This is a genomic window from Corallococcus sp. NCSPR001, from assembly GCF_017309135.1.
In the GTDB taxonomy this organism is placed as follows: domain Bacteria; phylum Myxococcota; class Myxococcia; order Myxococcales; family Myxococcaceae; genus Corallococcus.
Window position 1 is genome coordinate 2278655 of sequence record NZ_JAFIMS010000002.1, and the last position, 13613, is coordinate 2292267.

A 13613-nucleotide genomic window follows, 5' to 3' on the forward strand; every position below is an offset into this window, starting at 1 on the left:
CGGTTTTCCTCCTTGCGAAGCGTGAAAGGGACTTCAGCGGCGCGGGCCCGGAGGCAGGCCCTTGGTGAGCAGCTCATCCAGCACGGCGGGGTCCGCGAGCGTGCTCGCGTCACCCAGGTTCTCCGTCTCGCCACCGGCGATCTTCCGGAGCATGCGGCGAAGAATCTTCCCGGAGCGCGTCTTGGGCAGGCCCGACACCAGCACCACCCGGTCCGGCGTGGCGATGGGGCCAATCACGTGCCGCACCTGTTCGCGCAGGCTGCCCACCATCTTCTCGTCCGGCGTGCGCACGAAGTCCGGCTTCACCGTGACGAAGGCGCACACGCCCGTGCCCTTCAGGTCGTGCGGGAAGCCCACCACGGCGGCCTCGGCGACGGCCTCGTGGGCGACGAGCGCGCTCTCCACCTCCGCGGTGCCCAGGCGGTGGCCGGACACATTGAGCACGTCGTCCACGCGGCCGGTGATCCAGTAGTAGCCGTCCTCGTCGCGGCGGCAGCCGTCGCCGGTGAAGTACAGCGGCAGGAAGCGCGCGTAGTACGTCTCCACGAAGCGCGAGTGGTGCCCGTACAGCGTGCGCGCCTGGCCCGGCCACGAGCGCGCGAGGCACAGGTTGCCGCTGACGCCGTTGCCTTCCAGCTTCCGGCCCTCTTCATCCACCAGCACCGGCTCCACGCCGAAGAAGGGCAGGGTGGCGCTGCCGGGCTTGGCGGGCGTCGCGCCGGGCAGCGGCGCGATGAGGATGCCGCCCGTCTCCGTCTGCCACCAGGTGTCCACCACGGGGCAGCGGCCCTCGCCCACCACGTCGTGGAACCAGCGCCAGACCTCCGGGTTGATGGGCTCGCCCACGCTGCCCAACAGGCGCAGCGACTTGCGCGAGGACTTCTTCACGAACGCGTCGCCTTCTTTGATCAGCGAACGCAGCGCGGTGGGCGCGGTGTAGAGCGTGGTGGCCTTCAGGTCGTCCACCACCTGCCAGAGGCGGCTCGCGTCCGGCCACGTCGGCGTGGACTCGAAGAGGACGGTGGTGGTGCCGGTGGAGAGCGGGCCGTACACGAGATACGAGTGGCCCGTCACCCAGCCCACGTCCGCGGTGCAGAAGTGCACGTCGTCCGGCTGCGTGTCGAAGATGTAGCGGAACGTCGTGTTCGCGTAGACGAGGTAGCCGCCCGTCGTATGCAGCACGCCCTTGGGCTTCCCGGTGGAGCCGGAGGTGTAGAGGATGAAGAGCGGATCCTCCGCGTCCATCCACTCCGCGGGGCAGACGCCGCGCTGCTTCTGGACCTCCACGTCCAGCCAGTGGTCGCGCCCCTCGCGCATGGGCACGTCCCTGGGCGTGCGGCGCGCGACGAGCACGGACGTCACCTGGGACAGCCCCTCCAGGGCCTCGTCGGTGATGGCCTTGGTGGCCACGCTCTTGGGGCCGCGCGGGCCTTCATTGGCGGTGATGACGACCTTCGCGCCGGAGTCCAGCACGCGCTCGCGCAGCGAGTCCGCGGAGAAGCCCGCGAACACCACCGAGTGCACCGCGCCGATGCGCGCGCACGCCAGCAGCGAGGACACCAGCTCCGGAATCATGGGCAGGTAGACGATGACGCGGTCGCCCTTCCGCACGCCGTGCGCCTTGAGCACGTTGGCCAGGCGGTTCACGTGGTGCGCGAGGTCGCGGAAGGTGACGGTCTCGTACTCGCCGGGCGTGTTCTTCGCCCAGAGGATGGCGGCCTTGTCCGGGTGCGCCTTCGCGTGGCGGTCCACGCAGTTGACCGTCACGTTGAGCTTGCCGCCCACGAACCAGGCGAAGTCGGCGGCCTGTTCGTTCACCTCGCGGATGGACTCCGGCGGGTGGAACCAGGTGAGCTGCTTCGCCTGCTCGCCCCAGAAGGCGTCCGGGGCGTCCAGGCTCTGGCGGTAGAGGCGCTGGTACTCCTCCAGGCTCTTCACGTGCGCGGTGCGGCGGAAGGCTTCCTTGGGCTGGAAGAGCGAATCCGTGTCGGTGGCCATGGCGGGAGTCCTCAGTAGAAGAGCTGGAGCTGGGCGGTGCCGGTGATGCCCGTGGTCGCGTGGGCGATGTCTCCCGCGCGTGACACAGCCAGCTCCGTCTTCAGGTTGAAGGTGTGCTTCTGGAACCAGAGGTTGAGGCCGGGCTTGAACGTGAGCAGGTCCGTCTGGGCCACGCGCCCGTTGAAGTACTCGCTGGAGAAGACGGGCTCGACGATGCCGATGCGGTAGCCCAGCTCCACGAAGAACCCGGTGCCGCTGCGCGCGTTGTCGAAGCCCTGCTGCCAGGAGAAGACGTTGCTCTGGAAGACGAACTCCTGGTTGTCCCCGATGGGGAGGTCCAGGAACACGTCCGCCGCCAGGGCCACCGCGTCGTGGATGCCGGAGGCGGTGGCGATGGCGCCGTACTGGTAGTCCGCGCCCACGCCGAAGGACAGCAGCGGCTGTTCCGTGAAGTAGATGCCGCGCAGGAACTGGTCGTATTCGTGGCCCCAGACGTTGTAGCGGGCGTGGCCCACGACGCGCGGCAGGTCGTCCGCGTTGACCGTCTGGCCGTTCTCCAGCTTCGCGCCCTCCACGCCGTTGAGGATGGCGGCGCGGTACGTCCACGGGCCCGCGAAGCCGCGCACCTGCACGCCCATGTCGCGCCACACCTTGCCCACGCCTGGCGGGTAGCGGATGAGGTCGGAGTGGTAGTCCACCGTCTGGAGCGCGATGGCGCCCTGCAGCGCGTGGTGCGACAGCGGCGCGAGGATGAAGCCCGCCTCCACCCACGTCTTGTCGGCGAACTCGTACGCGACCGTGGCGTCCTGGATGAAGAAGGCGACGCTGTAGTCGCCGTTCTTGCCGAAGTTCGGCTGGTCCGTGTCGATGAAGAACGACAGCTTCTTCGTGATGTTGCCGAAGAGGAGCAGCCGCACGCGGCGCAGGAAGAAGTCCGTCCCCACGCCGCCCGTGGGCGCGCCGTCCTTGATGAGCTGCATCTGCGGATGCAGCAGCACGTCCACGTTGAGGACCGCGTCCTCGCCCAATTGAATCTTCCCCGCCGCCGCCGGCAACGCGGTCAGCAGGGCCGTGAGCACCAACAACCGCGACAGGAGAGGGGGGAGGGGCCGCATGGGTCCCCATCCCCTGAGCAACGCCCGTTCCACCCGCGTGCGCTCCGGGTTTCAGGACCTTGGGGGTTGGCTCGCCGCGTCAGGATGTGGCGGAAGGTGACAGGGCGTTACCCCCCGTAACGATTCGTGCAGCGCGTCGTAACACCGGAGTCACACCGGCTCAGGCTTCCGCGCCGTCGTCGGGGGCGATGCCCGCGTCCGCGTCGCCCTCCGCGTCCGGTGGAGGGATGGGCGCTTTGAGCCCCGCGGCCTCCAGGAGGATGCGCCGGCCCATGGCGGGCAGCTTGACGCCCGTGGTCGGGTGGCCGTTGGTGAGTAGCACCACCGCCGCGGCGTGTCCGGGCAGGAAGCCCACCCACGCCACGAAGCCGCCATTGCCGCCGGCCTTGCTCAGCACCTTCACGCCGCCGCCCGCGTCGGTGATGTACCAGCCCAGGCCAATGGACTGACGCGCGGAGATTTCGAAGTGCGGCGTGTGCGCGAGCTTCATCGCGCGGTAGGTGAGCAGCGGCATGGTGGGCACGCGGAAGAGGTTGCCCTCCAGGAAGCGCAGCATGTCCGACGCGGTGGAGTTGAAGCCCACGCCCCGGTAGCCCAGTGGCTTGCCCTTGGGGGTGTAGCCCTGGGCGATGCGTTCGGGGGGGATGCCGGTGAGGTCCACGCGCGTGTCACGCATGGCGAACGGCTCCTGGAGGTCCGTGGCGAACAGCTCCGGGTAGCCGCGCCGCGCGGCCAGGGTGGTGGTGAAGCCCTGCGTCACCTCGCTCACGTTGGAGTAGCTGTAGTGCGTGCCCACGCGCGTCTCCGGGTTGAAGCGCGTCCAGAAGTCGAACATCTCCGGAGGTGGCACCTCTCCCCGGTACAGCGCGCCCGCCGGCTGGCCCGGCACGTTGGCGCCGGGCATGCCCGCCGTCATGGTGCCCAGCGCCTGGGGCGTCACCTGCCGGATGACGGTGCCCTGCTGGCGGACCTCTCCCGGGAGGAAGCGGGTGATCTGATCCGTCAGCGCCATCTTCCCCTCCACGATGCGCGCGGCGGCGAGCGTGTTGGTGAAGACCTTCTGCACGGAGCAGATGAGGAACAGCGTGTCCTCGGACACCGGCCGCCGGGCGGCGCGGTCCGACAGGCCCGCGACGTAGCTGGCGCGCACGTCGCCGACGGACACCGCCGCCGACACGCCAATCTCCGTCTGCGAGCCCAGGTAGTCCTTCATGGCCGCCGCGACGAGCTGCTTCAGTCGCGCGGGGTCCTGCGCTGGAAGAGTCATGGAATGGATCCAGAGGAAGGGATGGCGGCGGTGCCTTAGGGCCGCTAGTCCGACAGGACCGTGTCGCAGCCGCCGCTGATCATCTGGATCTGCAGCTCCTCGGAGGACCCGTTGACGAAGAAGTAGACGGTGGTGTTCGCGTCGGAGGACGTCAGCGTGCAGTAGAAGTTCTGCTTGCACGACCAGATCTTCCCGTTGTCATCCTCGAACTGGATCCACCAGTAGTCGTGGCCCGTGGCGCCGGTCCAGTAGATGGCCTGGAACGACGAGCTGGTGGCGTTCTCCGCGAGCGAGGGCCAGTTGCCCTCCTGCTGGTAGCTGGGGTTGTTGCTGTAGCGGTGGCGCAGCACCACGTTGGTGATGGTCCCGCCCCACTGGTTGACGACGCAGCAGTTGGCGGTCCGCTCCGTCGACATGGGCGCGGCACTCTTCGCGGCGCTGCGGGTCAGGTCGGGGTTCAGGCGGGTGTCGTAACCCGACTTGGGCTGGCCATCCGGTCCGAGGCTGTTGTGGTTGCACATGGGCGTGTTCTCCTGGGCCACCGGGGGTTTGCGTCCGGTGGATGCCAGGACCCATGAGCAACCGCCGTGCCCAGGGCTCTTCCCTCTGGAGCGCGGCGGGAGCCGGGGCTTTCGACGGGTTTCGACGCGTCGACGACGTGTCGAAGCCTTCAGGCGCGGGTGCGAGGGATGCCCAACCGCTGGCGCTTCTCCCAGAGCGTCTTGCGGCTGATGCCCAGCCGGCGCGCCAGCTCCGTCTCGCCCATGCGCTCCTGGTGCTCCAGCACGAAGCGGCGGAAGTACTCCTCCATGGAGTCCGGCGAGCGCGGGTCCTCGCTGGCCGGGACGGGCGGGAAGTCCGTCTCCTCCAGCGCGGGGGGATGGCCGTCCGCGCCCGGCCCGCCCGGCGGCTCCAGCGCCAGCAGGTCGGCGGTGATGAGCGGCCCGTCCGCGAGGATGACCGCGCGCTCGATGGCGTTCTCCAGCTCGCGCACGTTGCCCGGCCACGGGTGCTGCGCGATGGCGGCCAGCGCGTCAGGAGACAGCGACGCGGGCGGGCGCCCGATGCGGCGGCTGGCCCGCTCCAGCAGGTGCCTGGCCAGCGCGGGGACATCTTCGCCGCGCTCGCGCAGGGGCGGCAGGCGGATCTCCACGACGCGCAGGCGGAAGTAGAGGTCCTGGCGGAACAGCCCCTCCTGCACGCGGCGGGGCAGGTCGCGGTGCGTGGCCGCGAGGATGCGCACGTCCACCTTGCGCGAGCGCGTGGCGCCCACCCGCCGCACCTCGCCGTCCTGGAGCATGCGCAGCAGGCGGGCCTGCGCGGGCGCGGGCAACTCCCCAATCTCATCCAGGAAGAGGGTGCCACCGTGCGCGGCCTCCACGAGCCCCGCGTGCGCGGCCTGCGCGCCGGTGAAGGCGCCCTTCTCGTGGCCGAACAGCTCGCTCTCCAGCAGGCCCTCGGGGATGGCGGCGCAGTTGACCGCGATGAGGGGCCCCTCCGCGCGCGGGCTCTGCGCGTGGACGGCGCGGGCGACCAACTCCTTGCCGGTGCCGGACTCGCCCAGCACCAGCACGGTGGCGGCGGAGGGGGCCACCTTGCGCACGCGCTCGAACACGTCGCGCATGGCGGGGGCGTTGCCCACCATGCCGCCGGGGGACCAGGTCTGCTCCACCTCGCGCTTGAGGGCGGCGTTCTGGCGGGTGAGGCGGCCTTCGCGCAGCACGCGCTCCACCTGGAGCAGCAGCTCGTCGTGGTCGAAGGGCTTCGCGATGTAGTCCACCGCGCCCAGCTTCATCGCGTCCACGGCGGACTTCACCGTGGCGAAGCTGGTCATGATGAGCACCGGCACGCCCGGACACAGCGCGATGATGTCCGTGCCCGGCGGCCCGGGCAGGCGCAAATCGGAGATGACCAGGTCGAAGGCGTCCAGCGCGTGCTCGGCCGCGGCCTCTGGCACGGCGCCCGCTTCCGCCACGTCATGTCCCGCGCGGGTGAGCAGCCGTCGCAGCTCCGTGCGGATGATGGGTTCGTCCTCGATGACCAGGATGCGGCTCAAGCGGAGGCCTCCTGCTTCAGCGTGTCCGCGCGGGGCAGGCGCAGCGTCACGCGGGTGCCGCCGTCCTGGCGGGGCTCGATGCGCAGCGTGCCGCCGTGCTCGCGCACGATGCCCTCCACCAGCGGGAGGCCCAGGCCGGTGCCTTCGCCGGGCTGCTTGGTGGTGAAGAACGGCTCGAAGATGCGTTGCGACAGCTCCGGGGCGATGCCGTGCCCCCGGTCCTCCACCTGGATGCGCACCTGGTCTCCCGAGGCTTCCGCCAACAGCTCCACGCGCGAGCCCGCGGGCGACGCGTCGATGGCGTTGGTCAAGAGGTTCACCAGCACCTGCTCCAGCCGCTGCGCGTCGCCGAGCACGTCCAGCCCGTCCGGGCTCTGGTGCGTGCACGCGACGTCACGCGCCTTGCGCGACAGCCGGGCCAGCTGCGCGGCCTCCGCGAGCAGCGGGCCCACCGCCACGCGCGTGAAGGGCCGGGACTCGCCGCCCACCGTGCCCGAGTGGCCGAAGCCCACGAGCGCCCGGACGATGGCGTCGATGCGGCGGCACTGCTGGAGGATGAGCCCCACCCGCTCGCGCACGGCCTCCGGGTCCTCCAGCTCGTACTTGAGGTTCTGGCTGATGCTGGCGATGGCGGTCAGTGGATTGCCAATCTCATGCGCCACGCCCGCGGCCACCCGGCCCAGCGACGCGAGCCGGTCCTGGTGCGCGAGCCGCGCGTCCACCGCCTTGCGCTCCGTCCAGTCCTCCACCAGGAACGTGATGCCCGTCTCCTGACCGCTGGCGTCGTCCGAGGGCGCGAGCCGCGAGCGGTGCAGGCGCAGCGAGCGCTGCTTGCCATTCACCGTCACGCGCGCCTCGTCGTCGCCGCCAGGGGCCCGCGCGAGCTCCGCGAACAGCGACCCCCAGGGCTCCGGCAGGCGCGCGAGCGGCACGCCCCGCGCGGAGTCCATGGGCACGCCCGACAGCGCCTCCAGCGCGGCGTTCCAGAGGACGACCTCGCCGTCCGGGCCCATGGCGCAGACACCCAGGGGCAGGTCCTCCAGGATGCGGTAGAGGTAGCGGCGCACGACCTCCAGTTCGCGCAAGGGGCCGCGCATGTCGCGTGCGTCGCGCAGCCGCTCCTCCACGAAGCGCAGTTGATCCGCCAGGGCCGTGCGCGCGCTGGGGTCCAACCGCAGCGCTTCGCCCACCGCGAGCCGCGCCAGCACCGGACCGATGAGCCCGGAGAGGTTTCGCTCCACGCCGTCGCGCAGGCGGCGCAGCTCCGCGGGGCGGCGCTCGTCGGGGGACAGCGCCAGCGCCTCGCGCGCGCGGTCCACCTCCGCGGCGGCCACCTGCGCGCCCAGCACGGGCTCCAGCTGCCGGCGGAACTCGTCCGGGGAGCTGGCCGCCACGCTGCCCGTCGCGAGCCCCGGCGCCTGACGCGTGCACACCCGCGCGGCCTCCTTCTCCTCCACGGACTGGCGCGTGAGGAGCGACACCGCCACGAAGCACAGCGCGTTGAGGGCCAGCGAGGTGAAGGTGGCGAAGCCCCAGGGCTCCTCCGCGCCGAAGCCCAGCTTCACGGAGAGCTGGTTGGTCCACGCCACCAGCGAGGGCGGCTCCCACAGCGGGGCCAGCAGCGTGAGGGCCCACGTCGTGCCGCCCGCGAGGAGCCCCGCGAGCAGCCCCGCGCGCGTGGCCTTGGGCCACGTCAGGAGCCCCAGCACGCCCGGCGCGAACTGCGCGGTGGCCACGAAGGACACGAGCCCCAGGTCCACGAGCCCCGTCGTCCGCGTGTCCAGCAGCCGGTAGAAGCCGTAGCCCGCGAGGATGATGGCGGCGATGAGCACGCGCCGGGCCCACAGCAGCCATCCGTAGAGGTCCTCCCGGCCGCGCGCGGTGCCCAGGGGCAGCACCAGGTGCGTCAGGCACATGGGCGCGAGCGCGAGCGTGGTGACGATGACCATGGCGCTCGCCGCGGACACGCCGCCCAGGAAGGCGATGAGCGCCAGCATCGGGGCGCCCTTCGAGATGGGCACGGAGAGGACGTGGAAGTCCGCGGGCCAGGGCAGGCCCAGCGCCTCTCCGGACCACAGCAGCACGGGCACCGCCACGTTGATGAGCAGCATCAACAGCGGGAAGGCCCACGCGACGGTGGCCAGCCCGTCGCGCTCGGGCGCCTCCGTGAAGGCCACGTGGTACTGCCGGGGCGTGAGGAACGCGGCGATGGTGGAGAGCACCAGGAGCGGCGCCCAGGACGCGTCGCGCGCGGGGCGCTGGAGCGCCTCCACCGCCTCGGGGTGGAGGGTGAGCCAGTCATTGAGCCCGCCCAGGCCGCCGAAGACGGACACCACGCACCAGCCCGCGACGATGAGCAGCGCCAGCAGCTTCACGCCAGACTCGAAGGCGATGGCCAGCATCAGCCCTTCGTGCCGCTCGCGCGGGGCGGGGTGGCGGGCGCCGAAGAGGAGCGAGAAGACGATGAGCACGCCGCAGAAGCCGGGGCCCACCAGCGCCGGGGCCGCCGCGGGGCTCAACAGGCGCGCGGACTCCACGACGGCGCGAATCTGGAGCGCCAAGTAGGGCAGGCTGCCCGCCAGCGCGAACAGCGTCACCGCCGTGCCCGTCACCTGGCCGGGGTAGCGGAAGGCGAGCAGGTCCGCGAGCGAGGTGAGCTGCAACTCGCGCGTCAGCCGCAGGAGCGGGCGCCACAGCACCGGGGCGAGCAGACACGCGAGCGTGAGGCCCAGGTAGATGCCCAGGTAGCGGAAGCCATGGCGGGCCGCGTAGCCCACGCTGCCGAAGTAGGACCAGGACGTGGCATACACGCCCAGGGCCAGCGCGTACGTCAGCGGGTGCTGGGTGATGCGCGGGGAGATGCGGCCTTTCTCCGCCGCGTAGGCCACCAGGAACAGCGCGCCCAGGTAGGCCACGGAGGCGATGACGAGCGGGCCTGGCCCCAGCGTCATGGGCGCAGGCTCCGGTGCGCCACCCACCCGCCCAGGGCGATGACGCCCAGCCACACGAGGAAGGGGAGCGCGGCGGGGGCCCCTTCGGCCAGCCACAGCCGGCGCAGCGGCGAGCCGAACAGCAGCACCGCCACGGCGAACACCAGCAGCGACGGCATGGCGGGAGGGTCCGCGGGAGGCCGCGACATGCCGGGGAGGATAGCAGCCCCGGCCGGGCGCGAGGGGGGCCGTGATAAGCCGGCGGGCCATGGCTCCCCCGGATGTTCCTCCGTTCTCCGAACTGCCCCAGTTCACGCTCGACCGCGAATCGCTGCGCCTGCTCCCCGAGTCCTTCTGCCGCCGCCTGGGCGTCGCGGTGATGGGCCGGGTGGACACGGCCCAGGACACGGAGCCCGTGACGGTGGCGATGCTGGACCCGGAGGATGAGTCCGTGCGCTACCGCATCGCGGACTTCCTGCGCCGGCCGGTGCGCCCGGTGCGGCTCAACCGCTACGAAATCGACTCGGCCCTGGAGGTGGGCTTCGGCGCGGGGGAGCACGCGACGGTGGACGTGGTGCTGAAGGCCGGCGCGGCGCTGTCCCCACGGCCCACGGCGGTGGAGCTGGTGAACCACGTGCTCGCGGTGGCGGTGACGCAGAACGCGTCCGACATCCACCTGGAGAGCTACACGGACGACGTGGACCTGCGCTACCGCGTCGACGGCATCCTCCACCAGACGTACACGGACATCTCCCCGGACTCGCTGCCGGAGGTGGTGAGCCGCATCAAGGTGCTGGCGGGGCTGGACATCGCGGAGAAGCGGCGGCCCCAGGACGGCCGCCTGCGGGCGCTCTACGAAGGGGCGGCGGGGCGGAAGTTCGTGGACTTCCGCGTGAGCGTGGTGCCCTCGCCCGCGGGCGAGGACGTGGTCATCCGCCTGCTCGACGCCACGGTGGGCCTGGTGCCGGTGGAGAAGTTGGGGATGACGCCGGAGCTGCAGGCCACGGTGCTGCGGCTCTTGGGCAACCCGGAGGGGCTGGTGCTGGTGACGGGCCCCACCGGCAGCGGGAAGACGACGACGCTGTACGCGGCGCTGGCGCGGCTCAACGACGGGCGCAAGAAGATCATCACGGCGGAGGACCCGATCGAGTACGTGGTCCCCAAGGTGAACCAGAAGCAGGTGTCGCCGCAGATGCCGCACCTGACGCTGCTGCGCGCGCTGCTGCGGCAGGACCCCAACGTGATGCTGGTGGGGGAGATTCGCGACCTGGAGACGGGCAGCACCGCGCTGATGGCGGCGTCCACCGGGCACGTGGTGCTGGGCACGCTGCACACGGCGGATGCCATTGGCGCGGTGAGCCGCCTGCGCGGGTTGAAGCTGGAGGACGGCGACATCGCGGAGGCGCTGCTCGCGGTGCTGGCGCAGCGGCTGGTGCGGCGCATCTGCCCGGAGTGCTCCGCGCCCACCACGCCCACGGCGGATCAGCTGGCGCTGCTGGGGCCGCTCCTGGAGGGCGTGCAGCCCCGGGCGGGGCAGGGCTGCGAGGCGTGCCGCCACACCGGCTTCAAGGGGCGCGTGGGCCTCTTCGAGCTCCTGGTGGTGGACCCGGAGCTGCAACTGCTCATCGCCACCGGGGCGCCGGGCGTCCAGCTGCGCCGGCACGCCCGGGCGCGAGGCTTCCGCACGCTGGTGGAGGACGCGCTGGCGAAGGTCGCGGCCGGGGTCACCACGCTGCACGAGCTGACGCGCGTGGTGCCCTACCGCTACATCCTCATGGCTCGGGAGGAGCGCCAGCTCCCGGCTCGGGAGGAGCGTCAGGCTCCGGGGTGATGTCCGGCCCCGGGGGCAGCATCACGGTGAAGGTCGAGCCTTCGCCGAGGGTGCTGCGCACCTGCACGATGCCGCCGTGGGCCTCGACGATCTGCTGCGTGATGAAGAGCCCCAGCCCCAGGCCGCCGTAGTTGCGCTCGGAGACGGCGCGCACGAAACGGTCGAAGACACGAGGCTGATCTTCCAGCCGGATGCCGATGCCTTCGTCCTTCACGTTCAGCACGGCCAGCCCGGCGTCCATGCGGACCCGGACGTGGATGGGCTTTCCCGCGCCGTACTTGAGCGCGTTGGTGAGCAGGTTGGTGATGACCTGATCCATCCGGGCCCGGTCCCAGTGGCCCTCGATGGGCGTGGCGGCCTCCAGCGTGACGACGCAGCCGACCTGCGCGGACTGGGGCGCGTAGCGGGCCACCACCTCCCGCACGAGCGAGGCCAGGTCCATGGGCGCCCGGTCCAGCCGCAGCTGGCCCATGCTGATGCGCGACACGTCCAGCAGGTCCTCGATGAGGTCCGACAGCTTGCGCACCTGCCGGCGGGCCACCTCCAGGTCGCGGGCGATGCGCTCCACGGGCAGGGTGACGGAGGGGTTGTTCTCCACGGTGCGCAGCAGGGACGTGAGCTTGAGCTGGAGCGGGGTGAGCGGCGTCTTCAGCTCATGCGAGGCGACGGAGAGGAACTCATCGCGGGCGCGCACGGCGTCGCGGAGCATCTCCAGCTCGCGCCGCTCCTGGTTCTGCTTCCGCTGGGTGATGTCGCGCGTCACCTTGGCGAAGCCCCGGAGCTTTCCTGTCGGGTCGTGCAGCGCGGTGATGACGACGCTGGCCCAGAAGAGGCTGCCGTCCTTGCGGATGCGCCACGCCTCCTCCTCGAAGTGGCCTTCCCGGGTGGCCACCTGGAGGGCGTACCAGGGCTTGCCCCGGGCCACGTCCTCCGGCGGGAAGAAGCGGCTGAAGTGCTGGCCGATGATCTCCTCGGCCTTGTACTGCTTGAAGCGCTCGGCGCCGGCATTCCAGGTGGAGACGCGGCCGTCCGCGTCGAGCATGTAGATGGCGTAGTCCTGGATGTGCTCGACGAGCAGGCGGAAGCGCTCCTCGCTCTGCAGCAGCTGCTCCTGGGCGAGCTTTCGCTCGGTGAAGTCGCGCGTCACCTGGCCGTAGCCCACGAGCTGGTCCTGGGAGTCGCGCATCGCGGTGATGACGACGTTGGCCCAGAAGAGGCTGTGGTCCTTGCGGACGCGCCAGCCTTCCTCCTCGAGGCGGCCCTCGCGGTTGACGGTGTCCAGGTCCTGCTGGGGCTTGCCCTGGTCGATGTCCTCGGGCGTGTAGAAGCGGCTGAGGTGCTGGCCGAGGATCTCCTCGGGCCGGTAGCCCTTGATGCGTTCGGCGCCGGTGTTCCAGCTCATGATGTTGCCCGCCGGATCCAACGTCAGGATGGCGTAGTCCTTCACGCTGTCGATGAACAGGCGCAGCTGCGCGCCCATGTCTCGGGCCGCGCTGGGAGTCGCGTAGGCGATGTCGCCACCGCTGGCGGACGAGGGCGGCTGGCTGTCGTCCAGGGGACTTCTCATAGACACTCCAGCGTAACGCACGGTGCGGGAACAGCGGTGAGGAACGACAGGGTGGATCCATCCACCATCCAACCCTGCTGGCACACCATGCCTCCGAGCGGAACGGAAGCTCACACCCCGTGTGGAGAACGGCCGGTTTTCCGGGTCCGCATTGGCCCCAGGTCCAATGAGGCCCCGGGTGCCCGCGTGGGGCGCGACGGAGCGGACTAGGGCTTGAGGTGGTCGTAGCTCAGGAAGACGACGCCGCAGTCGAGCGTGCGCGTCCCCGTGAGGCGCAGGCGGTGGGGCGCATAGCCCGCGTCGAGGAGGCGGATGCCCTGGCCCACGATGACGGGGTTGAGCTTGATGATCAGCGCATCGATTTCAGGAAGCAGCTCGGCCGCGAGCGCGCCGCCGCCGCACAGCCAGATGCCCAGTCCGTCACGCGCCTTGAGTTCGCGCACGGTGGCGAGCGGCGTGCTGGAGAGCTTGACGCCGGGGTCGGGGCTCTTCGTGAGGGTGCGGGAGAAGACGTAGTGCTCCAGGTGCGGGTACGCGTTGGTGACGCCCGCGTCCAGGCCGACCTGATAGGTGTTGCGGCCCTCCAGCACGGTGTCGAAGTGCTTGCCCGGGCCGGTGATGCCCTTGAAGGCGCGGTAGCCGCCGGGGAGCGTCTCCGGGTACTCGGCGGCGATGGCGTCGAAGTAGTCCTGCTCCGTGCTGAAGTAGTCGTACGCGCCGGTGGGCGAGGCGATGAAGCCATCGAGCGAGGTGGCGACGTAATAGGTCAGTTTCCGCATGGGCGTGCTTCCTCCTGTTGTCAGGGCTTAGCACCGGGTGGGCGGACGCACCTGTTAGAAAGGCAGCGCC

Annotated in this window: 10 protein-coding genes; 1 reads left to right on the forward strand and 9 read right to left on the reverse strand. The window is 71.0% G+C overall.

What is annotated here, in order from left to right:
* Window positions 1-33 precede the first annotated feature (33 nt).
* From acs to JYJ93_RS11495, 7 genes are all read right to left on the reverse strand, one after another.
* Complete coding sequence (acs, locus tag JYJ93_RS11465) at window positions 34-1998, reverse strand: acetate--CoA ligase (protein WP_206789511.1); 1965 nt, start codon at window positions 1996-1998, stop codon at window positions 34-36.
* Window positions 1999-2009: 11 nt separating this feature from the next.
* On the reverse strand, window positions 2010-3113 hold the full coding sequence (locus tag JYJ93_RS11470; RefSeq protein ID WP_206789513.1) for a porin: 1104 nt from the start codon (window positions 3111-3113) through the stop codon (window positions 2010-2012).
* Window positions 3114-3273: 160 nt separating this feature from the next.
* Complete coding sequence (locus JYJ93_RS11475; RefSeq protein ID WP_206789516.1) at window positions 3274-4380, reverse strand: serine hydrolase; 1107 nt, start codon at window positions 4378-4380, stop codon at window positions 3274-3276.
* A 44-nt stretch (window positions 4381-4424) separates the two neighbouring features.
* Window positions 4425-4901, reverse strand: coding sequence for a hypothetical protein (locus JYJ93_RS11480; protein ID WP_206789517.1), 477 nt, complete (start codon window positions 4899-4901; stop codon window positions 4425-4427).
* 149 nt (window positions 4902-5050) lie between these two features.
* Window positions 5051-6436, reverse strand: a complete 1386-nt coding sequence (locus JYJ93_RS11485) for a sigma-54 dependent transcriptional regulator (protein ID WP_206789519.1) — start codon at window positions 6434-6436, stop codon at window positions 5051-5053.
* Entirely contained in the window at window positions 6433-9387 is a 2955-nt protein-coding gene (locus JYJ93_RS11490; RefSeq protein WP_206789527.1) for an ATP-binding protein, read from the reverse strand. Before JYJ93_RS11490 ends, JYJ93_RS11485 begins: the two co-directional genes overlap by 4 nt.
* Window positions 9384-9575, reverse strand: a complete 192-nt coding sequence (locus JYJ93_RS11495; RefSeq protein WP_206800717.1) for a hypothetical protein — start codon at window positions 9573-9575, stop codon at window positions 9384-9386. Before JYJ93_RS11495 ends, JYJ93_RS11490 begins: the two co-directional genes overlap by 4 nt.
* A 59-nt stretch (window positions 9576-9634) precedes the next feature.
* Here JYJ93_RS11495 and JYJ93_RS11500 point away from each other — a divergent pair, with 59 nt between their 5' ends.
* Complete coding sequence (locus tag JYJ93_RS11500) at window positions 9635-11197, forward strand: GspE/PulE family protein (protein WP_242543770.1); 1563 nt, start codon at window positions 9635-9637, stop codon at window positions 11195-11197.
* Here JYJ93_RS11500 and JYJ93_RS11505 read toward each other — a convergent pair.
* A complete protein-coding gene (locus tag JYJ93_RS11505; RefSeq protein ID WP_206789531.1) occupies window positions 11139-12764 on the reverse strand; it encodes a PAS domain-containing sensor histidine kinase in 1626 nt (541 codons plus the stop codon). The two genes, JYJ93_RS11500 and JYJ93_RS11505, sit on opposite strands and share 59 nt — an antisense overlap.
* Window positions 12765-12970: 206 nt before the next feature.
* On the reverse strand, window positions 12971-13543 hold the full coding sequence (locus JYJ93_RS11510; protein WP_206789539.1) for a dihydrofolate reductase family protein: 573 nt from the start codon (window positions 13541-13543) through the stop codon (window positions 12971-12973).
* Window positions 13544-13613: the final 70 nt, after the last annotated feature.